The sequence below is a fragment of the Thermoanaerobaculum aquaticum genome, from assembly GCF_000687145.1.
In the GTDB taxonomy this organism is placed as follows: domain Bacteria; phylum Acidobacteriota; class Thermoanaerobaculia; order Thermoanaerobaculales; family Thermoanaerobaculaceae; genus Thermoanaerobaculum; species Thermoanaerobaculum aquaticum.
The window spans coordinates 51,918-74,745 of record NZ_JMFG01000015.1 but is presented as its reverse complement, the minus strand read 5'-3'; the positions used below and the strand labels follow the sequence as shown (position 1 = coordinate 74,745).

Genomic DNA, 22,828 nt, shown 5'->3' with positions numbered 1-22,828 from the left:
TCACGGGCGCAACTTGAGCCATGCTCGAAGAACGGCTAGCATGGCCTCCCGTGGGTGATGGGTCCTGGGCGGCAGAGGAAGGGCATGGTCTCAGGGTGGTGGTCTCGGGTGGGTCCCGGGGCATCGGCCGGGCCATCGTTTTGGCCCTGGTCCAGGCAGGCTACGAGGTTGACTTTCTATACCGGCAAAACCAAAACGCCGCCCAGGAGGTGGAAATCCAAGCGCGGGAGCTGGGTGGAAGCGCCCGGGGCTTCCGCTGCGACGTTTCGGTCCGGGAGGATGTGGAAAGCTTCCTAGCGCAGCTGGCCGAGCCGGTTTACGCGGTGGTCAACAACGCCGCCATCATTGCCGACGGCACCTTGCTGCTCATGGATGAAGAGCGCTGGCGGCGGGTGGTGGACACCGCGCTCACCGGAGCCTACCGGCTCACCCGTGGGTGCTTGCGCTCCATGCTTCACTCCGGGCGGGGGAGGGTGGTGAACATCGGCTCGCTTTCCGGGCTTTTGGGGCAACACGGTCAAACCAACTACTCCGCCGCCAAGGGAGGGTTGGTGGCCTTTACCAAGGCCCTGGCCCGGGAGGTGGGGCGGTACGGCATTACCGCCAACTGCGTGGTTCCGGGCTGGATTGAAACCGACCTTACGGCAGGCTTGCCCGAAAGCCGAAAAAAGCGGGCCCGGGAGTCGGTGCCCATGGGACGCTTTGGAAAGCCGGAGGAGGTGGCCTCGGTGGTGCGCTTTTTGCTTTCCCCCCAAGCCGGCTACATCACCGGCGCGGTGATCCGCGTGGACGGGGGCGTGGGAGCTTAAAACGGTCTTGAGTCCGTAGCGGCGGTTTGCTCTCCGGTAAAGAGCTTTTGAAAGTGGTAAGCCAGGCGCAACGTGATGGGCCCGGGTTTTCCACCACCCACTAGTTGTCCATCTAAACGCACCACCGGCATGATAAGGGTGGTCGTGGAGGCAATGAAAACCTCGTCGGCACCTTTCAGGTCGGAAAGGGAAACCCAGCGGCGGTGGAAGGGAAGGCCAAGTTCCGCGCAAAGCTCGCTTACCGCCTTAAGCGTTACCCCTTCCAAAAGCCGCTCCCCAGGGGGTGGGCTGGCCACCACACCGCTGCGCACCACGCACACGTTGCTGGAGGCACCCTCGTTGACGTAGCCGTCCTGGCCGACGAAGATCGCCTCCTGGGCGCCTTTTTGCCGCGCCTGCTGCTTGGCCAGTACAGCGGGGAGCAGCATAGTGGTTTTGATGTCCCGCCGCTGCCAGCGCATCTCCGGGACGGTTACAGCGGCAATGCCCTGGGCGATGAGGCTAGGGGCGGGAAATGTAAAAGGCCGCAAGTACGCGAAAAAAAGCGGTTTTTTGCGTTGGCCGGGCAGGTGCTCCCGGGCGGCGGTGCCGCCGGTGAGCTGGGCGTAAAGGATGGCGCTGTCAAAACGCTCCCGTGCCCAAAGGTCGGCCACCACGTGCTGCCACCGGGCCAGCGGCGGCACACCTTCCTGAAGCCCCAGCTCCCGCGCCCCCTGCAGCATTCGCTCCACGTGGTCGGCAAGGCGAAAGGGCTTGCCGTTAATCACCGCCACCACCTCGTAAAGCGACTCGGAAAACTCCAAACCGCGGTCCTCTAAAGGCACCGCAGCACTGGCGAACGGCACGAAAACGCCGTCCACGTAGGCCCAGCGCGGGTTCTCCGTGCTTCCAGTCACAAACGCATTATACGTTTGCTGCAAAAAAAGGCTTGCCGACCGCTAGGAGCAACGACCCCTTGGCGGGCCAGCTCCGGGCGGATAAACTGCCGCGCGGAGGTGCTCAGCATGGCAGGGATCTTCAAGGCTTACGACGTGCGCGGCGTGGTTCCCGAGGAGCTGAACGAAGAACACGCTTACGCCATTGGTTATTTTTTCCCGCAGATTCTCGAAGCCGAAGATACGGCCAAGGTGAAGGCCGTGGTGTTGAGCCGGGATATGCGGCAAACCTCACCGGGCTTAGCGTCCGCTTGCGAAAAGGGCTTGCGTACCGCCGGTTTTGCCGTTTGGGACATCGGCCTCGCCACCACCCCCATGAACTACTTTGCCGTGGGCTTTTTAGGGGCCAGCGGCGGCATTCAAGTAACCGCCTCCCACAACCCTGCCCGCTACAACGGGTTTAAGTTTTCCCGGCGGGAGGCTATTCCCGTCAGCTCGGAAACCGGCATTGGCAAGCTGGAGGAGCTGGTTCGCACGCAAAAACCCCCGGAACCAAACCCCCAGGGGCCGTACCAAATCCGCGAGATCTGGCAGGCCTATGAAGCCCATGTGTTGCGGTTTTTGCGGGTTCGCGAGCCCCGCCTCAAGGTGGCCGTGGACGTGGCCAACGGCATGGCCACGCTTTACGAACCCCTGTTTTCCCAGCTCAACATTGAGCTGGTGCCGCTGTTTTTTGGCCTGGACGGCACCTTCCCAAACCACGAGGCCAACCCCTTGAAGGAGGAGAACCTCCGCTTCCTCCAGGAAGCGGTGGTGGCCCAGGGGTGCGACTTGGGTGTGGCCTTTGACGGCGATGCCGACCGGGCCATGATGGTGGACGAGAAGGGAAAGGTGGTGGGCGCTGATCTTTTAACAGCGCTTTTAGCAAAAGCCATCCTTGCGCGCTTTCCGGGCGCCAGCATCGTGTACGACGTGCGGTCATCCTGGGCTACCCGCGAGGCCATTGAAGCGGCCGGGGGAGTCCCGGTGCGGGAGAGGGTTGGGCACTCCTTCATGAAGGCCACCATGCGCAAACTGCAAAGCCCCTTCGGTGGCGAGCTGGCGGGGCACTTTTACTACCGCGAAAACTTTTACGCCGACTCGGCCATCATCACCATGATTGAGGTTTTGAACTTGCTCCGGCAGGAGGGAAAGCCCCTTTCGGAGCTGGTGAAACCCCTGGACCGCTATGCCCGCACCGGTGAGGTGAACTTCCACGTGGCCAACAAGGAGGAGGTCATTACTGCTCTTGCCGAAAAGTTCGGGCACGGCCAGGTGGACTTTTTGGACGGGATTACCGTGGAGTTCGCCGACTGGTGGTTCAACGTGAGGCCTTCCAACACCGAGCCCCTGCTGCGGCTGGTGATGGAAGCGAGAGATCCGGGGCTTCTTTCGGAGCGGCGGAAGGACGTGGAGGCGGTGATCCGCCAGGTGGGCCGGGAAAACTAGCCAGCAGCCACCGGCGTTTCGCCTGAGTCTTCGGTCAACGAGCGGTAAAAACCGGAAGAGTCCTTGCTGTAAAGCGGCTGCCCGCGGGCCTCTCGTTGCACCACCTCAATGAGTGCTTCCACCACCACCGGGTCGAACTGCTTTCCGGCTTCCGCCCGCAGCTCGGCAATGGCATCCTCCAGAGCCCGCGCCTGGGAGTAGGGGCGCACCTGGGTCATGGCGTCAAAGGCGTCCACCGCGAGGATGATGCGGGCCTCCAACGGGATTTGATCCCCTTTCAAACCGCGGGGATAGCCGCTGCCATCGAAGTGCTCATGGCAGGCGCGGATGATCTCCGCCGCGCGCTCCAGCTTGCCCATGCGCTCCACGATGTTGCCCCCCACCTCGGGATGGGAGAGGATCTCCTGGCGCTCGCTTCCCGACAGCGGACCCGGCTTGTTCAGGATGTCGTTGCCAATGGCAATCTTCCCCACATCGTGGAGGATGGCAGCCACCGAAAGGATGAACTTCTGATGCGAAGACCAGCGGGCCCACCCCCGTTCTTCCAGGACCTGAGCGGTGGCCATGGCCAGGCGCTCCACCCTTTCAATGTGCTCGCGGGTGTAGTGGGATTTGGCTTCCACCACCTCGGCCAGCGTGGAAATCACGCCAAGGTAGGTGGTGCGGATTTCGTCGGCCATTCGGTTGAACTCCCGGGTGAGCGCCCCCAGCTCGTCGTGGCGGTGAACGACCAGGTGCNNCACCGTAAGGTGTCCGCGAGCCATGGCGGCCGTGCCCTCCAACAGGTCCCCTAAGGGGGCAAGGAGGCGGCGCGCAAAGGAGTGACCCAAAAGCAACGCCAAGGTCAGGGAGACCAAGGTCACCAAGGCGCCCCCGCGCAGGCTGGGACCCAGGGCTTGTTCCAGGAAAACGCTGGGGGCCGTGAGCTCCACGCCCAAGGTGGTGTCGTCGTCCAGTCGCAAAATGCTTTGTTGCATCCGGAGGGGACGCAAAAAGCCGTTGCGGCTTTGATCATCTTCGGTGGGAGGCCAGGTAAGGGCCCGCTGTCCTCTCACCAGGAGCGTGCCGGTAACCCCTGGAGGCAACGCCGCAGCCAACCACGAGGGGCGCAAAGCCAGCGTCACCACCACGTATGTCGCTGCTCCTCCACCAGTAACCACCCGGCGCGCGGTTTTCACGCTGGGTTCTCCCCCCTCCGGCCATTGCACCCAGCTTACGGGCTTGCCGTCCTGCAGCAACGCCGCCACCTGCGGGTGACCCGGCAGCCACTGCGTCCGCAAGCTGGGGCTTCCGCCGGGCAGGAGGGCGTACGCTTCGGCCACCGGCGCCAACTCCGCGAAAACCTCGATGCGGTCCACGTCGGCATAACTTAAAGCTTGGTGCAGCCACAGCCGATCTTCGATGCTTCCGGTGATACGCCTTTGCGCGAGAGCTCGAGCCAGATCGTTGCGGGCGTCCTCCAGTCGCCGAAGCTCGGCCATGACCTGCTCGGACGCCAAGGCTGCGGCGCTGTCCAAAAGCCGCTGCTCGGTGGTGCGGGCCCTGGCCCAAACCACCGCTACCAGGATGGTTCCCAAGCTCAGAGAGAGCACCAACGCTACCAGCGCGTGGGAAAACGTGAGTTGGTGGAGCAACGAAGAGCCCAAACGCCTCATGGCGTAACCCCTGCTTTAGCGGTTTGGACTTTGGTTTGTTCTTCGGTGAGGTGTCCCAGGGCCAGCTCCCACTGTTGCCAGGCTGGGCTGGCTTCATCCAAAGTGACCACTGTGGCCGTATCCAGGGCCCTTTGAAAACCGAAAAGCGACGGGCTTTGCGCCAGGATTTTGCTTTCCTCACCCCGTCCCACCACTGGCAGGGTGTTCATGGCCGCATTAAGCCTTACGTTGCGATCGGGTAAGGTGAGCTCCAGGGCGAGCTTTTGCGCCAAATCCGGAAAGGGGCAGAGGCTGTTCACCACCACCGCGGTCACCTGCGCCCAGGGCTTGGGCGCCTGACACCCCTCGCACAGAGGGGGAATGGGGACCACCAGGTAGGGCGCTTTGACCTTTTCCATGAGGGCCGCGGCCCGCGGTCCCCCTACGAAAGCCGCCAGTTTTCCCTCTACAAAAAGCTGGGCTTGAGCGCTTTCCGCAAAAGGCACCGTCCACAGGTGAAGGCTTAGCGGTGCGGCCGAACCCATGTTCGCCATGAGCCCCTTGAGCGCTTGGATGGCCGCAGTCACATCGGGGTTTGTGGGCGTGCCGTTGCCGCTGCTCAACAGCGGAAAAACCTGGCTTGGGCTGCGCAGGTCGAGGCCTAGCGGAAGGACACCCGGGGGCAAAGGGCTCGCAACCAAGGCCATCAGGGAGGTGGGCACCTGGGGAAAAAACCGGGGGTTCACAAAAAGGGCAGGTACATCCACGGAAAGCGGGTACCCAAGGGTTTTGCCCTGCGCGCTGGCCGCTAACAGCGCCAAAGGGCTCACCGCTTGCGAGAGCTTCTGCACCTGGTGAACCGGGACCTCCAGGATGGCTTGCCTTTTTTCAAGCCTTGCCAGCCACGTGGTGGGAACCACCGCCAGGTCCCAACCCCCGCCCTCGGTATGAGGGGTGAAGACCTCCACCGCTTCCTCGAACACCCTTGGGGGAACGGAACGGACCTTCACGCGCGCCGTTCCCGAGGGTCCGGTCAAAGAGTGCAGCTCCTTTTGCAGGGCTTCCACATCGGAAGGGGAGAGGGAGGTCAAAAGGGAAAGGGAAGGCGAGCTTTCGGGAGTATGGCACGCCAGCGTGGAAGCCAGGAAAAGCACCGCCACCCCGCCTTGTAAACGGGTGCGGAAAGGTTCGCCCCACGCTCGCCAGGGACTCCCCATCACGGTCCTCAAAGAGAGTCTAGCAAAGCACCGGTGGCTGGACGATACTATTGCTTGGGGGTTACGTTGCCCGAGCTGTGGCGAGCCAAGGATTTGAGCGAGCTGGACGATGAGCTGGAAATTGTGCGCGCACTCCGCTCGCCCTACTGCACCGGGGCCTTCGTCGAAGCCGTAGCCGGCAGCGCCTGGGCCACCAGCCGTCGCAGGGTGATGGTGGCGCTGGTGCGCCACCCCCGCTGCCCCCGCGCCTTTGCTTGGCGGGCGCTGCCGCTTCTGGGATGGCACGACCTGTTAGAGGTTTTGGGCGATCCCCGGACGCCCATGCCGGTGAGACAACAGGCCCAGGGCAAGCTCGTGGAACGGCTGCCGACGCTTACCGTTGGTGAAAAGGTTTCCCTTGCCCGCCAGGCTCCGCCTCCGGTTTTGATTCACCTCCTCGGCGAGGAGGACACCCGGGTCATCGCGGCTCTGCTCGATAACCCAAAGTTTGCCCAAAACCACTGCGTGCGTTTGACAGCAGAAACCGGTTCATCGCGGGTTTTGGCGCAAATCCTGCGACACCACCGTTGGGGGCAGGTGGCGTCCGTGCGCAAGGCGGCTTTGGCCAACCCAGCGATGCCGGTGGCGCTGGCCGTGGCGGTGCTGGTGAGTTTGTCCGATGACGAGCTCTTATCCTTTTCCAATTCCCGGGAATTCCCAGCGCGAGTCCGCAACTTGGCGCAGCAAGCCCTGTGGGTGCGGCGCTTGCGCACGCCAGGTGAGGAGCAATACTTGCACTAACGACAAATAGCCGTAAACTTTCTCTGCCATGAAAGACTTGCGCGCCCAAGGGCCTGAGGAGTTTGGGCGGGAGCTCAAAGCTTTACGTGAAGCTCATGACGTTTCCCTGGAAGCCATTGCCGCCAAAACGAAAATCTCTATTCACACGTTGCAGGCGCTGGAGGCCGGGGCTTTTTCGCGTTTGCCGGGGGCAGTTTTTACGCGCATGTTTTTGCGGCAGTACCTGGGCTTTCTCGGGGAGGAGCCCAGTTCCTGGTTAGCCACCTTTGACGTTTTGTGGCAAAAATGGGAATCCTCCAGTCAGCCTCTTCCCGTGGTGACCGTAGAGGAGGTAAAGCCCAAGACCTGGACCCGCTGGGTTCTTGGCTTCTTTTTGGTTTGCCTTGCGGCGGCGGTGGTTTTTTGGTTGGAAAAGAGCAACAACTCCGAAATGGCGGAAATCGGGCCCACCCCCCGAGCCCTCCTCCAGCAGTTGGCCCCCACCCCTCCTCCCACCCCAACGCCTGCTGAACCCAGCGAGCAGCCGCAAGCGCCAGCCAACGGCCTGGTTTTGGCAACCCGCCGTGACTGCTGGGTGGAGTGGCTGGTAGCGGGCAAGCCGTTGGTGCGCCAACTCCTGCCGGCCGGGCAGCAGCTCACCCTGGAGGTGCCGGAGACCGGGGGCGAGCTTCTCTTGGGTGATGCTGGCGCAGTTTCCCTGCGTTTTCGGGATCTTGAGCTTTCACCGCCGGGCCGGGATGGCCAGGTCCTGCGCTTGGCCGTCCCATGGACCACCCAAGGGGAGGCGAAAAAGCCGTGAGCGGCTTTGCCACTCCCCAGGAGCTGGTGCGCGGCATCCGCCAGGGGATGGTGAGCCGGGCGGTGCGGGTTTTTGCCGCCCAGGGCTTGCTGCCGGTGCCCCGGGAAGAGCTCCTGCGGATTTTGGTGTTTTTGGCTTCCGACTCCGATCAGGAAATTGCCGAGGCGGCCCGGGAGTCGTTGTCTTCCTTTACTGCCGAACACGCCCGGGATACCTTGGCCCTTCCCGATCTCGACCCTCTCGAAATTGACCTTATCGCCAAGTGGTTCCGCGACGAGGGCTTGTGGCAGGAAATCATCCGCGACCCACGCACCGCCGATGAAACCCTGCGCTGGCTGGCGCGGGTCGCCCCTCCCGCTACCCAGGACGCCCTGGTGACCAACCAAGTGCGTTTGCTGGGGTGCCTGGAGATCATTGAGGATTTGCGCGCCAATCCCCAGGTAACTCCCGATATCTTGCGTCGCTTGCGGGAGTTTGAAGAGGAGTTTTTGGAAAAGGCCACGGTCTGGGCGTCGGCCACCGACCAAGAAGCGCCGCCAGAGCCCGTTCATGGCCCTTCCATTGGAGAAGCGCTGGAAGAGCTCAAAGCTGTGGGGATCGTGCCGCCCGGTCCCGAGGTGGAGCCGGTAAAAGCCCCCGAACCGGAAGCCGGGGCTCCCAAAGAAATTCAGGACGCTTTTGTGCGCATTGCGCTGATGAATACTTACCAGCGCATCATGCAGGCCTTGAAGGGGACCCGGGAGGAACGCTTGATTCTGGTGCGCGACCGGAGCTCGCTGGTGGTCCGGGCCGTTTTGGCCAGCCCCAAGCTTTCCGAAGGCGAGGTGGAACAAATTGCTGGCATGCGGGCGGTGAACGAAGAGGCCCTCCGCATCATCGCCAGCCGCCAGCGGTTCTTGCGCCGCTACGGCGTGGTGCGCAACTTGGTGTTCAACCCGAGAACGCCGCCGGCCATTGCCATCCAGTTGATGTCGCGTTTAAGCGACCGGGATTTGCGGCTTCTCGCTCGCGATCGCAACGTTTCCGAGCCGGTGCGGCGGGTGGCTCGGGAAAGGGTAGCGTTGAGGGAGTGATTTGGTCTAAGCTTGAAGTAAGGGGAGCGACATGGCCAGGGAGCCAAACTTTTATGAGGTACTTGGCGTAAGGCGGGAGGCCAGCACTGAGGAAATCCGTGCAGCCTTTCGTCGCTTGGCACGGGAGCTCCATCCGGACCGCTTTCAGGGTCCTGAAAAAAAACAGGCGGAAGAGCGCTTTCAGAGGATCACCCAGGCCTTTAACGTGCTCTCCAACCCCGAAACGCGAGCCCGGTACGATAGGACTTTGGAGACAGCCACCCCCATCGGGCCGGTGGATCCCAAGGAGCTGGCCAAGGCCCTCCTGGCAAAAGCGGTGTCCCTCGCCAAACAAGGCGATATAGGGCAAGCCCACGACTACTTTCAGCAAGCTGAGGCCCACGACCCCAGCAGCGCACGGATTCAGCACCAGTTCGGTTTGTTCCTGGCGCAAACCGGCAAGCTTGACCAGGCGCTGCGCAAGCTGGAAAAGGCGTGCACCCTTGACCCGCTCAACGGCAACTACTTTTTAGATTGCGCTCGTCTTTTTTTGCGGGCCGGGATGGTGCTGCGGGCCAGCAGGTTTGCCGAGCAAGCAGCCCAGCTTTTACCCGATGAACCGAGTGTGCAGACGCTTCTGGGGGAAATTAGAATGATGCGTGGACAAAAGGCTTAAGGGGGGCGAAGCTCTTGCGCGTGGAATCTTACGGCATTACCGATCGCGGCTTACGGCGAGCGCAAAACGAGGACGCCTTTTTGGTGAGGGACGATTTGGGCCTTTACTTGGTTGCCGACGGGATGGGGGGGCATGCCGCAGGAGAGGTGGCCGCTGCCATTGCTGTTCGGGAAATCGAAGCCACCGTGGAAGCAACCCGCGAGCACGAGGACAAGACCTGGCCCGAGAACTGGGAAGTAAGGTTGTCTTTAAACGCCAACCGCCTGGTGCAAGCCATCCTCGCTGCCCATCGCAAGGTCATGGCCACCGTAGAGTCGGCGGTCGAGTTCAAGGGCATGGGGGCCACAGTGGTGGCTGCCCTTTTGGACCTCAAGCAAGACACCGCCACCGTGGCCCACGTGGGGGATAGCCGGGCCTACCTCTTGCGGGGAGGGGAGCTCAAGCTTCTGACCTCCGATCATTCCTGGGTGCACGAGCAGGTGGTGGCGGGCCTCTTGAGCGAAGAAGCGGCGCGCAACCACCCTTTGAAAAACGTAGTGACCCGCGCCCTAGGCGGGATGCAGGAGCCAGCCGTAGACTTTATGGAGCTTAAGCTCAACGATGGGGATACCCTGCTGTTGTGCTCCGACGGGCTTAACACCATGCTGGAGGACGGGGACATCCGCAACATCCTTGTCACCTCTCCGGCTTTGGGTCAAGCCGCCAACCGCCTGGTGGCGGCCGCCAACGAGCGGGGTGGGCTGGACAACATCACCGTGGTTTTGGTCAGGGCTCGCGCTTGACGGGCCCTGGGCGGGAGGGGTAGCCTTATAGCATGAAGCGAGCGCTCGCCATTGCCTTTCTGATTGCAACAGTTGCCGTTGCCAATGCCGCTCTTCCCGTAGCCGGCAGGAGCGGGGCCGTCTTCGAGATCCAGGCGGGGCCTCAGCTTTTAGTTCAGTTTTCCCACGCCGAACAGGCTTTGGAGCTGTTAGCGGAAAGAGGCTGGAACGTTCGCGACTTGCGGGTCCGCTTGGCGCAAGATCCTTACGACGCCACGCTTGCTCCGGTGGATGTGCTGCTGCCGTCCTCGCTGCCTTTGGAAGACCAGTTTTTCGTGCTGGTGCAGGGGGTTGTGCGCAAGAACCTGGGTGAAAGCCAACTCGCAGCGGAGCTTTCGGATTTGGTGGCGGCGCACATGGCACCCCCCTCCAGCCGGCTCCGCCAGCGGTGGGAAGCCGGTTTTCAAGCGGCGTTGTGGGCAGGGGACATCGAGCGCACCGCCCTTTTGGAGCTTTTGTGGCGGAACTTCAAGGAGGACGGCGTCAGGGCGGCCAAAAGCCTGGACGATGTCTGGCGCATGGTGGAAAGCAAGTCCAACCTCGAGGGGGTGGCTTCCGCCCTTTGGGATGTGACGTTGGCTGCTCTGCTTGCCCCCCAGAAGCTGGGCTGGAGCGTGGGACCTTGGGCGGGGGCTTCCGCACCAGCTTTGGCCGGGGATGCGGCCTTCCGCTTCGTGGTCCCGCAAGTGAAGTTTGTGGCGCTACTGCCAGAAGGTGACGGGGTGGCGGTTCTCCCGGGGCGGCTTGTGCGCAGTGCCGCTCGACTGGTGCTGTTTTACGAAGACGGGCGCTTCGACACCCTCGAACTGGAGCCTGGTCAAGAAGGCAAGGCCTCCTTTTGGGGCGTGAAAGCGGTGCTTTTGGGTGTTTTGAGCCTCCCCGGCGAAGCCCAAGCCAGCTTTGCCGTGCGGGAGCTGCGCGATTACCCGGTGCGGTTGGGGGCGGTGGATTTGGTGGCGGAGGGCGACAGCTGGCAGCTTTCCTGGGAAGTGGAAAGCCAGGAAGAGGTGGACGCCTACGTGGTGGAGGTGTGGGCGGTGGCTGAGGATGGGGGAAAGATCGTGGACCGCCAGCTCATCCCCACCGCCGGCGTGGGACCTGCCCTCTTAGCCTGGAGCGCCGAAGCTCGACCCCAGCCCAGCCAGCTGCGGGTTTACGCCCTCACCCAACAGGGCGTGTTGGCGAGGCTTTTCACCACCCCGGTTTTGGATTTCTCAGGCGAAAAGCAGGCGCCCTACACCCCAGAGCAGTAGTCCCGCCAGCAGCAAGGGCAAAGCCAGCGCAAAAAGCAGAGGCAAGCCCAAGGCCAAAAGCAGGAGCGTCCCCACCACCACCAGCACCAGCTTGACGAGGATGAATGCAAGCTTTACGGGCAAAAACACAAGCTTCACCACCAGCACAAGGACTTTCCAGGTAACGTAGAGAGCAGCAAGCAGCAGGAAAAAGCCAACCAGCTCGAGCATTGGTTCACCTCCGACCGGATAAACGCAGCCCGGGCGGCAAAGGTTCGCCTCCTCTAAAATGGGGACGTGCCGCTTACCAGGCGAACCCGGATTGTGCTCCGCTGGCTTGTGCTCCTGTGCCTGCTTGCGGTGGCCAGCGGGCTTTTAATCCTGGGCTGGGGTTTGGCCCTGGTGGGGGCAGGGATGGAGCGGGCGCTGGCAGCGGCAGGAAGCCCCAGGGTTTTTGCCAGCCCAGGGGTTCTCCGGGCGGGTGAGGCGTGGACTTCCGAGGAACTGCAGTTCTTCTTCGCAGCCCACGGTCTTCCCCCCAAGCCCTGCTCCCGGCCTCGACCCTACGAGGTATGCCACACCGGAAACAGCTTCCTGTTAGGCCCGGGCTTGGCTTCCGGCCAGACGCCGGTGGTTGTGAGGGTCTCCGGTTCCGGGCTGGAACTTTCCCAAACGAACGCCGGCGCCCTTAGAGAAATCACTCTCCCACCCCGCCTGGTGGCGTTGTTGCCGGAAAAGGACACCGTGCAGTGGCCGGTGGCTCTGGAGCAGGTATCCCCAGGCCTCATCAACTCGGTGGTGGATCTGGAGGACCGCGGCTTCCTCAGCCATCCCGGCCTTTCCCTGCGTGGTGTGCTTCGGGCCACCGTGGCGAACCTCACCAGCGGCGGGGTGAAGCAGGGGGGCAGCACCATCACCCAGCAGGTGGTCAAGCTCCTGCTCCTGCGCCCCGAGCGGCGCATGAGCCGCAAGGTCCTGGAAGCGTTTCTGGCCAGCTTGCTGGAGTACCGTTACAGCAAGCGGCAGATCCTCAACGCCTATCTCAACCACGTGTACTTCGGGCAGGACGGTGGCGTTTCCGTGGTGGGCGTGGAGGCCGCCTCCCGCTTTTACTTTGGAAAACCCGCACGGTTTTTAAGCCTCCATGAGGCGGCGCTTTTGGCCGGCATGATTGCTGCCCCCAACCGCTTCAACCCCTTCGTCCACCCGCAGGCAGCCAAGGCCAGGAGGGCCCAAGCGCTTTCGGCGTTACAGAGGGAGGGGCACGTAAGCGGCGAGGAAGCCACGGAAGCCCAGCTGGGTCCGTTGCCCACGGCCCCATGGCCGCTGCGGTGGGAGGCAGCGGCCCACTTCTTGGACCTGGTGAAGGGGAAAGAGGTGATCACCACCCTCGACCCGGTGGTGCAGGAAGCGGTGCGGGCAGGGGTGGGAGCCAGCTTGGCCCGGCTTTTTGCGCAAAAGCCGGCGCTGGGCGAAGGAAGCGGCGACCCGTTGCAGGTGGCGGTGGTGGTGGTGGGTGCTGACGGACGCATACTGGCATTACAGGGAAGCAAGCAGCCCAAGCCCGGTGAGCTGAACCGTGCCCTTTCGGCCAAAAGGCCCATTGGCTCGTTGGTCAAGCCCTTTCTGGTGGCCAGGGCTTTGGAAGAAGGCTGGAATCTGGAGGCCACGCTTTTGGATGAACCGCTTGCGGTTCCAGTGGGAACGCAGCTCTGGACCCCCCAAAACCACGACGGCCGCTTCCGCGGTGCCATTTCGGTGAAGGAAGCGCTGGTGCATTCGGTCAACGTGCCCATGGTTCGCTTGGGCTTGAGCCTGGGCCTGAGCCAGGTGACCAACACCTTGCGGGAGCTGGGCCTGTCGCCCCCGGGGACCCCTGCCGAGCTGCTGGGGGCGGTGGAGGCCAGCCCGCTGGAGGTGGCAAGGGCTTTTACCACGCTTCTCGCCGGTGGCCGGCTCCTGGAGCCCTGGGCGGTGGAACCAGGCCGGCACCACCGCCAGGTGTTTGCCCCGGAAGCCGTGGGCCAGGTGCGGGGGGCTTTGGAGGAAGTGGTGGAAAGCGGCACGGCGGCCGGTTTTGCCAGCCGCTGCGGTCGTCCTTTAGCGGGGAAAACCGGCACCACTGACAACCGCCGGGACTCCTGGTTTGTGGCCTTGCGCCCAAAGTTTTTGGTGGTGGTCTGGGTGGGAACCGACCGCAACCGCGAAACCGGCCTCTACGGTGCCAGCGGGGCCGGTGTGGTGTGGCAGGAGATAGACCGGCGGCTTCCCAGGGTGTACAAGGAGGGGCCGTGGCCTTAAGGCGCGTGACCATCGTCGTTCCCAACCCCAAAGCCCCCTCCTACCGCTTGCGGCTGGCTAGCCTCGAACCTTTTGCGGGGGCGGCGGGCTTGCAGCTGTCCACGGTGGTGCTGCCCCGGCGGCCGGAATGGCTGCGGGTGCTGCGGCTTGCGGCTACCTTTCGCTCATCGGAGCTGGTGCTGTTTTCCAAGCTCAAGCTGCTTTTGGGGGAAGACCTGCTGGTGCGCCGCTGGTGCCCGCTGTGGGTGCTGGATGTGGACGACGCGGTGATGTACGGCAAGCCCAAAAGGCACGGCGAGCCACCGGATCAGGCGTGGTGGCGGCGTCGCCGCTTTGCCCGCATGGTGCGCAACTGCGCTTTGACGGTGGTGGGCTCCCATGAGCTCGCGCGGCAGGTGGCCCCGCTGGGAGCATCTACGGTGGTTTACCCCACGCCGGTGGATTTGCGGCGCTACCCGCTGGCCAAACCAGACGCCCACGGGGAGGTGATTCTGGGCTGGATCGGGCTGGGCAAGAACCTCCGGTACCTGCAGGACCTGGAGGGCGTGCTGCAGGCCTTGAGCCGTCGTTTTCCCTTTCGCCTCAAGGTCATTTCCGATCGCCTCCCTGCGCTTTCGGGGGTTCCGGTGGAGCTGGAGCCCTGGAGCGAGGCCACCGAAGGGGAAAGCCTGGCCCGCTGTCACGTGGGCCTGGCGCCCCTGAGTGACGACCTCTGGACCCAGGGGAAGGGCGGGTACCGCTGCATCCAGTACGCCGCCGCCGGGCTTCCCTGCGTAGCCTCGCCGGTGGGCGCCAACCGCGAGGTGGTGGTCCACGGGGAGACCGGCTTTTGGGCGAAAACCCCCGAAGAGTGGTTAGAGGCTCTTACGCGCCTTTTGGAAAACCCGTCGCTGCGCGCGGCCATGGGGCAAAAAGCCCGGGCCCGAGCGGAAAGCCTCTACGACCTTTCGCTTCTAGCCCCCCGCTACGTGGGCTGGCTACGGTCCTTGCTGCTCCTTCCCGGTTTCCAGAGCTTGTCGCGGGTAGACCAGCAGAAGCGCCGAGCGGCGGTACGGGAAGCTCTCAATTTGGAGAGCTTCGAGGTTTAGCGTCGGGCTTACCTTTTGCCAGTCCTTTTGGGTGATCACCACCGCTCCACCGCTTTGCAGCGCTTCCGCCAGGGCCTCGGGGCTTTCCAGCCGGGAAAAGGGTCTTTCGCCGTAAACCGGCAGGCCCGAAAGGGTTTCCCGGTACACCAGCCCGGGTGCCTGTGGACCCACCAAAGCCGCCAAGCGGCGGGCGATGGGACGAACGCTTAAGCGGGCGTCCAGGGCATCGGTGGCCACCGGGAGAACCGCCAGGGTAAAGAAAAGGCCGGCAGCCACCAAAACGTGAAAGGCCTGGCGCAACTGACCGCGGAAAGCCAAAAGCGCAGCGAAAGCCGAAAGCGCTGCAAAAATTCCGCCTAAAAGCAGCGATAAAGCCGGGGACAGGGGCAGCTCGTTTCGCCAGTAGGGGAGGGTGGCCAGCGCCAGCCCCAGAACCACACCCACCAGCGCCACCAAGGAAACCGCCCACAAAATCCACCGGCTCTGGCGCCTGAGCGCCAGCACGCTGAGCACTGCAGCCACCGGGACCAGCGGCAGGAGGTAAACCACGAGCTTTCCGGAAATCGCGGAGAAGAACAGCAATATAGCCAGAAACGCCGAAGCCCAAAAGCGCAGTGCGGGCTCTTCTTTTCGTCGCCAAAAGGCCAAGGCAGCGCCCAGGGCCAAAAGCGATGCGGGGAACCCCGTCACTGGCCAGGTGAGCAAGTGAAAGTAAAAGGGCTCCCGGTGGGCAAAGCTCTTCACCATGCGGCCAGCGGATTGCCGGACAAGGATCTCCTCAACCCAGGCCCGTCCCTGGCTCAAAGCTGCCGGCACAAACCACGCCAACAGCAGGCCCAAAGCGGCCACCCACGCCCCACCGGCAAAAAGCCGGCGCCAGGGCAGGGGCTCACGGTTCACCGCTGCCAGCAGCACCAAGGTGAGCGCCAAAAGCGCCAGGGTTACCGGGCCTTTGCTCATCACCCCGGCCGCCACCGAAAGCCAGAAAAACCACCGCCAACGCGGGGAATCGCTTTCACCAAAGAGCAAGCTCCAGGCAGCGGCCAGTGCCACGCTCAACGCCAGAGCCAGCAGCATGTCCATGCGTGCCGCCAAGGCCATGGTGGCAAAAAGCGGGCAAGCCACCAGCGTGGCGGCGGCCAGGTAGCTTTCCTCGGCATTCAGGCCCCACCGCCGGCCCAGGCCGGGAAAGAGCAGCAAAAGCGCCGCCGCGGCAGCAAAGGAGGGCAACACGCCGGCCACGGTCCAGGGGAGCCCCAGGCCCCGCAACGCGGCCACCAGCCAGAGGTACAGCGGCGGCTTGTGGGTGTACGGTCGCCCTTCCAGGTGCGGCACCAGCCATTGCCCCTCCTGAAGCATCCCTTGGGCCACCAAGGCGTACCGGCTTTCGTCGGGCTCGAAAAGGCCGCGGAAAGGTACCGTGGTGAAAAAAGCTACGGCCAAAGCGAAGCAAGCAAAGACGTAGAGGGCTTTTGCCCGCACCGGCACCTCCTTCGCCCTACAATGGGGCTATGGTAGGGCGGCGGCATTATGGCAGATGGGCGGTCTTGGGCCTGTTCGCTGCTGTTGCCCTGGTTTTGGTTTTCTTTTTTGTGCTTTCGCCGCTGCCCGACCTGACGCCCTGGCGCTCCGGCCCACCCAGGAAGCCCTGGGCCGCCGCGGCCCGACAGATGGAAGTATGGGAAAAAGCGGGCATCAAACGAAGCTTGCGTTTTTCCTACGTGCCTTTAGAGCAGGTCTCTGACCATCTTTTGGTCGCTATCCTCGTGGGGGAAGACATCAACTTCTTTCACCACAATGGCGTTGACTTCAGCGCTTGGCCTGAGGCTTTTCAGCAGTGGATTGAGGGAAGGAGGCTCCGGGGGGCCTCCACCATTACCCAGCAACTGGCCAAAAACCTCTTCCTTTCGCGAGAGCGCAGCCTCACGCGCAAGCTCGCCGAGGTGCGGCTGGCGTGGCATTTGGAGAAGCAGCTGGGGAAGAGGCGAATACTGGAGCTTTACGTGAACATCGCCGAGTTTGGCCCGGGGATTTTCGGGGCGGAAGCGGCTTCCCAGGCCTACTTTGGCTGTGCCGCCAGGGACCTCACCCCCGCCCAGGCCGCCGCCCTGGCGGCCACCATCCCGGCCCCTACCCGGGACAACCCGAAAACCAACAGCGCCCGCTTTCGCGCCCGCAGACAGGTCATTGCCGAACGGGCCGCGCACGCTTCCTGGCTTTACACCTTGGTCCGGGAAGCTCAGCGCCGGTAACCCAAAAAAGCTTTTCCACCTGCTGTAAAGCCCCGGCAGCGCTTGTCAATTGGGCGGCGAGGCGATACCCTCATGGCCATGGGGAGCTTGCCGGTACCGCCGTTTTTAGCCCGTGTGGAGGAACTGCGCGCTCGCTTGGCCGAGCTGGAATCCCTGGGGACCACCCAGGCCCGGGAGGAAGCGGTTGCGGTGAAGGAGGCGCTGGAGGAGGAGGTGCGCCGGGTTACCGCCAACCTCACCCCATGGCAGAAGTGCCTCCTTGCCCGTCACCCCGAGCGCCCGTACACGCTGGACTATATCCGGGGGCTTTTTACCGACTGGGTGGAGCTCCATGGGGATCGCCGATTTGCCGATGATCCCGCCATCGTGGCCGGTTTTGCCCGCCTGGATGGGGAATCGGTGGCCATCGTGGGGCACCAAAAGGGGCGCGACACCAAGGAGCGTCTTTACCGCAACTTCGGCCAGCCCAAGCCCGAGGGGTACCGCAAAGCCCTGCGGGTGATGGAGCTGGCGGCCAAGTTCGGGCGGCCCATCGTGTGCTTCGTGGATACCCCTGGCGCTTACCCGGGGATTGATGCCGAAGAACGTGGGCAAGCTGAGGCCATCGCCTACAACCTGCGGGCCATGGCCATGCTGGAGGTGCCCATCGTGGTGGTGATCACCGGGGAAGGTGGCTCCGGGGGAGCGTTGGCTATTGCCGTGGGCAACCGGGTGCTGATGATGGAGCACGCCATTTACTCGGTGATCTCCCCGGAAGGCTGCGCCGCCATCCTGTGGAAGGACCAATCGGCGGTGCAGCAAGCTGCCGAAGCCTTGAAGCTCACCGCCACGGATTTGCTGCGCTTCCGGGTGGTGGATGAGGTGGTGCCGGAACCTCTGGGGGGCGCCCACATGGCCCCGCAGCTGGCCATCCGCACCGTGGGTCAAGCCATCCGCAAGCACCTGCACGAGCTTTCCCGCTTAAAGCCCAAAGAGCTGATCCAGCGGCGATACCAGCGGTTCCGGGCGTTGGGAGTCTTCGCCGAGCGGTGAAAGCCCGCACCCGCCTTTATCGAACGGTCACCGCCAGCTTGCTGGGGGTTTGGCTTGGCTTGCTCGTTGGGCTTTTGATTTACCGCCAGTGGCAACGCCGGGCCCCGGTCACCGAAGCTCCCGCCCGGACGCCCACGACCGACCAAACCGAACAACCGGTGCGGGTGCAAAAGGGCTTCGTCTTTACCTACGCGCTGGGGGTGAGCCCCAGCATCCGCCTGGCGGCCAAGGAGTCGGTGGAGTTTGCCTCCGGCTGGCTGGAGCTCACCGACGTGGATCTCACGTTTTTCCAGGGCGGGGAAGTGGCTTACGGCCTGGTAGCCAAAAAGGCCCGCTTTCACCAGCGCACCAGCCAAGCGGTGGTGGAGGGGGATCCGCTTTTGAGCCTGGGGCACGGGGTGGTGGCCCGAGCCCAGGGTTTTTCCCTGGAAAGCGGCGAGCAGCTGCTGCGCTCCCGGGGGCCGGTGAGCTTTGCAGGGGTGGGATGGGGCGGTTTGGCGGGCTCGCTTTCCTCCGCGCTTTCCGAGGACCTGGTCACGGTGGAAAACGGCGTGAGTCTGGTGGCCGAGGAAAACGGCGGCCAGCGGGTGACGCTCCTGGCGCCGATGGCCCAATACCGGCGCAAGCAAGGGACGGTGGAGTTTCCCAAAGGGGTGATGCTCTTCCGGCAGAGCTTTCGCTTTGAAGCCCCGGGAGGAACCCTCTTTTTGGACGACGAGACCGGTTCACTTGAGAAGCTGGCGCTACAAGGCCCGGTGGCGGTGGTGGGGCAAACGGAAAACGGCGAAACCGTAGAAGGCCAGTGGGGTGACAGCCAAGCCCAGCGCCAAATTGATGGGACGTGGGCCTTTGTGGCGCAAAGCTCCAGCGAGAGCGGGTGGGCCCGGCTGCGGGTGCTCTTGCCCGGTGGCGAGGTACGGGAGCTTCAAGCTTGGCGTTTTGAAGGAGTCGCAGCGCAGGAGGGTTTGCAGAAGCTGGAGGGTTTGGGGCTAGCCTGCGCCCTCCGTTCGCGACCCCGGGAGCAGCCCTCCCGGCTTTCCGCCGAAAGGCTGGTGGTGGCCTTTGCCGAAGGGCAGGCCCAGGAACTGCGGGCGAACGGCAATGTCGTCCTGGAGGAGGCCGCCGGGCAAGCCAGGGGCGATACCCTGGTGGCCAAGCTGCCCAACGGTCCCGGTGAGCTCACCGCTGACCGGCAGGTGGAGTTTTCCTCCCGGGAACTTTACGGGGTGTGCCAGCGCATCGCCTTTGACGAGCAGGGGAACTTCACGGCTTCCGGCGGCGTGCAGGGCACAGTGAAGCAGCAAGGGCAAGCCCAGGAGCTGCGTTTTGCCGCAAGCCAAGCCAAAGGCGCCGTGGCCAGCAGCAACCGGGTCACCCTCCTGGGGGATGCCCGCATTTGGCAAAACGCCCAGGTGCTCCGTGCCGATGAGATGCTTCTCGACGAGGAAGCCGCCACCCTCCAGGCGCGCGGCAGGGTCCTTTCCAAAAGTGCCGGCGAAGGGCAGGTGGCAGGCACCATCGAGGCCTCCCAGCTCACCTACATGCGTGCCAAAGGGGAGGCTTTCTTTTCCGGAGGGGTTCGGGTTTTGGACCAGCGGGGGACCATCGAAAGCCAGACGCTGCAGGCCTTCCTCACGGAAAAGGGGGAAATCCTCCGGGGGGAGTTCCGCGAGCACGTGGTGATCCGGGAAAAGGCCAGCGGACGCCGCATCTTCGGTGATGTGGCGGTTTACGACGGCAGCAGCGAGACCCTGCTGATCACCGGTCAACCCGCCATTGCCGAGGAACCCTCGGGCAACCGCGTGCAGGCTTCCCGCATCACCTGGAACCGCAAGACGGGGAGCATGGACGTGGGCGGCGATGTGGATACGCCCTCGCAAACCTTGTACCATCCCGAAGGACCGGCCAAGACGCCGGCAAGGAGGACGCCATTACCGCAGAAGTAGCCAACGGAAGCCTCATCGCTCGCGGGCTCTGCAAGCGGTACGGAGCCAGAACGGTGGTGGACGGGGTCTGCCTCGATCTCCACCCGGGCGAGGTGGTGGGGCTTTTGGGACCCAACGGCGCCGGCAAGACCACCACCTTTTACATGCTGGTGGGCTTGGTTTGGCCCGATGGAGGCGAGGTGCGGTTGGGAGGCGTGGACATCACCCACGAGCCCATGTACCGGCGGGCGCGGCTGGGGCTTTCCTACCTGCCCCAGGAGCCTTCGGTTTTCCGCAAGCTCACCGTGGAGCAAAACCTCTTTGGCGTTTTGGAGCTTTTAGGGGTGAGCTGGAGTGAAGCGGAGGACCGGGTCAACCAGCTGCTGGCCGAATTCGGCCTGGAAAAAGTGCGCTTCCAGCCGGCGGAAACCCTCTCGGGAGGGGAGCGCCGGAGGCTGGAGATCGCCCGCGCCCTGGTGACGCAGCCCCGTTTTTTGCTGTTGGACGAGCCTTTTGCCGGCATTGACCCCATCACCGTTTTGGACCTGCAGCGCCTCATCCGCCACCTCAAGAAGGAGGGGTTTGGCATCCTCATTACCGACCACAACGTTCGCGACACCTTGAAAATCACCGACCGCGCGTCCATCATAAAAGACGGCAAGGTTCTTGCAAGCGGGGATCCGGCGAGCCTGGCTTCCGACCCGCTGGTGAGGCAAGTTTACCTTGGAGAGGAGTTTGAACTGTAGCCTATGCCGGTGAACCAAAAGCCCTCGCTGAAGCTTTCCCAAAAGCTTCTCATGACACCGGCACTGCAGCAGGCCATCAAGCTCCTTCAGCTGACGCGGCTCGAGCTGGAGCAGGTGCTGCGCCAGGAGTTGGAAGCCAACCCCCTCTTAGAGCTGGCCGAAGATGTGGAGCTAGAGGAGCAGGAGGAAGTTGCCGCGGCGGAAGCGGTGGGAGCGCCGGCAATGACGGAAGAGCCCGCCACCCCTGAGCTTCCGGCGCCCGAACGGGCCAACGGGGACGGCAACGAAGAGGCGGAAACCGCTCCCAGCTTTGAGGAGGTGGAGCTCTCGGCGCTGTTTGCCAACGACCTCCACGATGTCCCGCCCCTGGGGGATCCCTCCTTCGATGAGGAGGAGCTGGACCCGCTTTTCAACCTCCCCAACCCCGAACCCTCGCTAGCCGATGCCCTCATTGACCAGCTGCGCCTTTTGCCGGTTCCCCCTGAGCTTTCGCCGCTCTGCGAGTTCCTCATTGGCAACCTGGAAAACGACGGCTACCTCCGCATCCCTTTGCCTGACCTGGCGGCGCAGGTGGGTGTGTCCGTTGAAACGCTGGAGGAGGCCCTCCGCTGGGTGCAGATGCTCGATCCCGCGGGAGTAGGGGCCCGCGATTTGCGTGAATGCTTGCTTTTGCAGCTGGAACGCATTGCTAAGCCCACCGAGGAAGAACGGCTGGCCACGGCCATCGTGAAGGAAGCGTTCGGCCTGCTCCTGCAGCAGAACTGGGAGGGCATGGCGGCGCACCTTGGGGTGAGCCTGGAGAGCCTCCGCCGGGCTCTGGAGGTCCTGCGCAAGCTGCCGGCCCATCCCGGGGCGCTGGTGGGGGCCAGCGGCAGCACCGCCATCGAGCCGGACGTGGTGGTCAAGAAGGTGGGGGGGCGTTGGGTGGTGGAGCTGGTGGATGACAACCTGCCACAGGTCCACCTCTCGCCGCGCTACCTGCAGCTTTTGCAAAACCCCACCGCTGACCCGCAAACGCAGGCGTTTGTGCGAGAGCGCATGAAACAAGCGCTGTGGTTTTTGCGGGCGGTGGAGCAACGGCACAGCACCATCCTGCGGGTGGCGGAAACCATTGTCCGGCGGCAGGAGGCTTTCTTGGAGCACGGCATCCAGTACCTCCGGCCCATGGTTTTGAAAGACGTGGCCGACGAAATCGGCATGCACGAGAGCACCGTAAGCCGGGTGGTGCAAGCCAAGTACATGGCCACGCCCCGCGGTGTTTTTCCTTTTAAGTTTTTCTTCCATTCGGGCTTAAGCCACGCCCTGGAGGGCGATGTTTCCTCGGTGGCGGTAAAGGAGAAGATCCGCGAGCTCATCGAAAACGAGGACCCCGCCCGGCCGCTGGCCGATGCCCGGATTGCCCGCTTGCTCAACCGGCAAGGGATTAGGATTGCCCGGCGAACGGTTGCCAAGTATCGGGAGGAGATGGGCATCCCCTCCTCAGAGGTGCGCAAGCGGGGCCTGTGGATGAGAAACTCGGCAGAACCGTCTAAAATAGGGTCCAGGTAGGAGGGTACCGTGGAGTTTGAAATCGTCACCCGCAACGTGGAGCTCACCCCCAAAGACCAATCCCTCATCCAAAAAAAGGTTGCGCGTTTGGGCAAGTACTTCCGGGAGGTCCACGAGGCCCGGCTCACCTTTTCCCAGGAAAAGCACCGCATGCTGGTGGACGGCTACATCCGGGCCAAAGGCGCGGAAATAGCCGCCTCCGCGCAAAACCCCGAGTGGTCGGTGGCCTTTCAGGAGGTCGTGAATCGCTTGGAGGAGCAAGCGAGAAGGCTCAAGCAAAAGGTTCGCGACCGGCGGCAAAAGGGTGCCGGCCGGGAAGTGGCCTGGGAGCTGCGGGTGGTGGAAGCCGAGTCGGTGCGCTCAGGCACCCCGCGCATCGTGGAAACCACCTACGTGCCGGTGCGGCCCATGACCGTGGAGGAAGCGGCCTTGGAGCTCGATGCCAGCAAGCAGGACTTCATCGTGTTCCGGGACGCCGATTCGGACCAAATCAACGTGCTCTACCGCCGTCGGGACAACACCTACGGCTTGGTGACGCCGGAGATCTAGAAGG

Annotated in this window: 21 protein-coding genes and 1 pseudogene; 16 read left to right on the top strand and 6 right to left on the bottom strand. The window is 63.5% G+C overall.

From position 1 onward, the window contains the following. Positions 1-50: 50 nt before the first annotated feature. Positions 51-809: an SDR family oxidoreductase gene (locus tag EG19_RS06010; RefSeq protein ID WP_161685437.1), complete on the top strand. Its 759-nt coding sequence runs from the start codon at positions 51-53 to the stop codon at positions 807-809. Here the strand turns inward: EG19_RS06010 and EG19_RS06005 are convergent. After that, positions 806-1,705: an aminotransferase class IV gene (locus EG19_RS06005; protein WP_038048611.1), complete on the bottom strand. Its 900-nt coding sequence runs from the start codon at positions 1,703-1,705 to the stop codon at positions 806-808. The genes EG19_RS06010 and EG19_RS06005 overlap by 4 nt on opposite strands. A gap of 108 nt (positions 1,706-1,813) precedes the next feature. Here EG19_RS06005 and EG19_RS06000 point away from each other — a divergent pair, with 108 nt between their 5' ends. Beyond that, positions 1,814-3,172 carry a phosphomannomutase/phosphoglucomutase gene (locus EG19_RS06000; protein WP_038048609.1) on the top strand — a complete coding sequence of 453 codons (1,359 nt, stop codon included), beginning with the start codon at positions 1,814-1,816 and terminating at the stop codon, positions 3,170-3,172. Here EG19_RS06000 and EG19_RS14430 read toward each other — a convergent pair. From EG19_RS14430 to EG19_RS05990, 3 genes and pseudogenes are all read right to left on the bottom strand, one after another. After that, positions 3,169-3,910, bottom strand: a pseudogene (locus EG19_RS14430) (HD-GYP domain-containing protein); the annotation flags it as partial. The gene EG19_RS06000 and the pseudogene EG19_RS14430 sit on opposite strands and share 4 nt — an antisense overlap. Before the next feature lie 2 nt (positions 3,911-3,912). Beyond that, positions 3,913-4,827, bottom strand: a 915-nt coding sequence (locus tag EG19_RS14075; protein WP_235208709.1) for a hypothetical protein, incomplete at its 3' end; no start/stop codon positions are given. Continuing rightward, complete coding sequence (locus EG19_RS05990) at positions 4,824-6,023, bottom strand: extracellular solute-binding protein (protein ID WP_038048607.1); 1,200 nt, start codon at positions 6,021-6,023, stop codon at positions 4,824-4,826. The genes EG19_RS14075 and EG19_RS05990, both read right to left, overlap by 4 nt. 54 nt (positions 6,024-6,077) lie before the next feature. On the opposite strand from EG19_RS05990, the gene EG19_RS05985 reads away from it, so the two are divergent. From EG19_RS05985 to EG19_RS05960, 6 genes are read left to right on the top strand one after another with little or no spacing between them, the layout of a single operon-like run. Beyond that, entirely contained in the window at positions 6,078-6,803 is a 726-nt protein-coding gene (locus EG19_RS05985) for a hypothetical protein (protein ID WP_152543946.1), read from the top strand. A gap of 28 nt (positions 6,804-6,831) precedes the next feature. Beyond that, on the top strand, positions 6,832-7,602 hold the full coding sequence (locus EG19_RS05980) for a helix-turn-helix domain-containing protein (protein ID WP_081799968.1): 771 nt from the start codon (positions 6,832-6,834) through the stop codon (positions 7,600-7,602). After that, on the top strand, positions 7,599-8,675 hold the full coding sequence (locus EG19_RS05975) for a hypothetical protein (RefSeq protein WP_038048601.1): 1,077 nt from the start codon (positions 7,599-7,601) through the stop codon (positions 8,673-8,675). Before EG19_RS05980 ends, EG19_RS05975 begins: the two co-directional genes overlap by 4 nt. Positions 8,676-8,706: 31 nt before the next feature. Beyond that, complete coding sequence (locus EG19_RS05970) at positions 8,707-9,330, top strand: J domain-containing protein (protein WP_038048599.1); 624 nt, start codon at positions 8,707-8,709, stop codon at positions 9,328-9,330. Between the two features lie 20 nt (positions 9,331-9,350). Continuing rightward, positions 9,351-10,112 carry a Stp1/IreP family PP2C-type Ser/Thr phosphatase gene (locus EG19_RS05965; protein WP_053334974.1) on the top strand — a complete coding sequence of 254 codons (762 nt, stop codon included), beginning with the start codon at positions 9,351-9,353 and terminating at the stop codon, positions 10,110-10,112. 32 nt (positions 10,113-10,144) lie between these two features. Next, the gene (locus EG19_RS05960) at positions 10,145-11,404 is read left to right on the top strand and encodes a hypothetical protein (protein WP_038048595.1); all 1,260 of its coding nucleotides are present in this window, start codon (positions 10,145-10,147) and stop codon (positions 11,402-11,404) included. On the opposite strand, the gene EG19_RS05955 is transcribed toward EG19_RS05960, so the two are convergent. After that, a complete protein-coding gene (locus tag EG19_RS05955; RefSeq protein WP_038048593.1) occupies positions 11,366-11,614 on the bottom strand; it encodes a hypothetical protein in 249 nt (82 codons plus the stop codon). The two genes, EG19_RS05960 and EG19_RS05955, sit on opposite strands and share 39 nt — an antisense overlap. A 66-nt stretch (positions 11,615-11,680) precedes the next feature. Between EG19_RS05955 and EG19_RS05950 the strand changes: the two genes are divergently transcribed. Continuing rightward, positions 11,681-13,684 (top strand): transglycosylase domain-containing protein, encoded by a 2,004-nt coding sequence (locus tag EG19_RS05950; RefSeq protein WP_038048591.1) that lies wholly within the window; start codon positions 11,681-11,683, stop codon positions 13,682-13,684. Further along, on the top strand, positions 13,675-14,772 hold the full coding sequence (locus EG19_RS13085) for a glycosyltransferase (RefSeq protein ID WP_081799967.1): 1,098 nt from the start codon (positions 13,675-13,677) through the stop codon (positions 14,770-14,772). Before EG19_RS05950 ends, EG19_RS13085 begins: the two co-directional genes overlap by 10 nt. Here the strand turns inward: EG19_RS13085 and EG19_RS05940 are convergent. After that, on the bottom strand, positions 14,662-16,254 hold the full coding sequence (locus EG19_RS05940) for an ArnT family glycosyltransferase (RefSeq protein ID WP_038048587.1): 1,593 nt from the start codon (positions 16,252-16,254) through the stop codon (positions 14,662-14,664). The two genes, EG19_RS13085 and EG19_RS05940, sit on opposite strands and share 111 nt — an antisense overlap. Before the next feature lie 29 nt (positions 16,255-16,283). Here EG19_RS05940 and mtgA point away from each other — a divergent pair, with 29 nt between their 5' ends. From mtgA to hpf, 6 genes are all read left to right on the top strand, one after another. Continuing rightward, positions 16,284-17,024, top strand: coding sequence for a monofunctional biosynthetic peptidoglycan transglycosylase (gene mtgA, locus EG19_RS05935; protein ID WP_081799966.1), 741 nt, complete (start codon positions 16,284-16,286; stop codon positions 17,022-17,024). A gap of 78 nt (positions 17,025-17,102) precedes the next feature. Continuing rightward, on the top strand, positions 17,103-18,056 hold the full coding sequence (locus EG19_RS05930) for an acetyl-CoA carboxylase carboxyltransferase subunit alpha (protein WP_053334989.1): 954 nt from the start codon (positions 17,103-17,105) through the stop codon (positions 18,054-18,056). Then, positions 18,053-20,002 (top strand): LptA/OstA family protein, encoded by a 1,950-nt coding sequence (locus tag EG19_RS05925; protein WP_038048585.1) that lies wholly within the window; start codon positions 18,053-18,055, stop codon positions 20,000-20,002. The genes EG19_RS05930 and EG19_RS05925 overlap by 4 nt, the downstream gene beginning before the upstream one ends. After that, a complete protein-coding gene (lptB, locus tag EG19_RS05920) occupies positions 19,987-20,727 on the top strand; it encodes an LPS export ABC transporter ATP-binding protein (RefSeq protein ID WP_081799965.1) in 741 nt (246 codons plus the stop codon). Before EG19_RS05925 ends, lptB begins: the two co-directional genes overlap by 16 nt. A gap of 9 nt (positions 20,728-20,736) precedes the next feature. Next, positions 20,737-22,275, top strand: coding sequence for an RNA polymerase factor sigma-54 (gene rpoN, locus EG19_RS05915; RefSeq protein ID WP_161685434.1), 1,539 nt, complete (start codon positions 20,737-20,739; stop codon positions 22,273-22,275). A 9-nt stretch (positions 22,276-22,284) separates the two neighbouring features. After that, on the top strand, positions 22,285-22,824 hold the full coding sequence (gene hpf, locus EG19_RS05910; protein WP_038048582.1) for a ribosome hibernation-promoting factor, HPF/YfiA family: 540 nt from the start codon (positions 22,285-22,287) through the stop codon (positions 22,822-22,824). Positions 22,825-22,828: the final 4 nt, after the last annotated feature.

Bases quoted from the DNA above. Each gene is read 5' to 3' on its own strand.
- EG19_RS06000 (WP_038048609.1), top strand. From the start codon at position 1,814: ATGGCAGGGATCTTCAAGGCTTACGACGTGCGCGGCGTGGTTCCCGAG.
- EG19_RS05990 (WP_038048607.1), bottom strand. From the start codon at position 6,023: ATGGGGAGTCCCTGGCGAGCGTGGGGCGAACCTTTCCGCACCCGTTTA.
- EG19_RS05980 (WP_081799968.1), top strand. From the start codon at position 6,832: ATGAAAGACTTGCGCGCCCAAGGGCCTGAGGAGTTTGGGCGGGAGCTC.
- EG19_RS05970 (WP_038048599.1), top strand. From the start codon at position 8,707: ATGGCCAGGGAGCCAAACTTTTATGAGGTACTTGGCGTAAGGCGGGAG.
- EG19_RS05960 (WP_038048595.1), top strand. From the start codon at position 10,145: ATGAAGCGAGCGCTCGCCATTGCCTTTCTGATTGCAACAGTTGCCGTT.
- EG19_RS05955 (WP_038048593.1), bottom strand. From the start codon at position 11,614: ATGCTCGAGCTGGTTGGCTTTTTCCTGCTGCTTGCTGCTCTCTACGTT.
- mtgA (WP_081799966.1), top strand. From the start codon at position 16,284: ATGGTAGGGCGGCGGCATTATGGCAGATGGGCGGTCTTGGGCCTGTTC.
- EG19_RS05930 (WP_053334989.1), top strand. From the start codon at position 17,103: ATGGGGAGCTTGCCGGTACCGCCGTTTTTAGCCCGTGTGGAGGAACTG.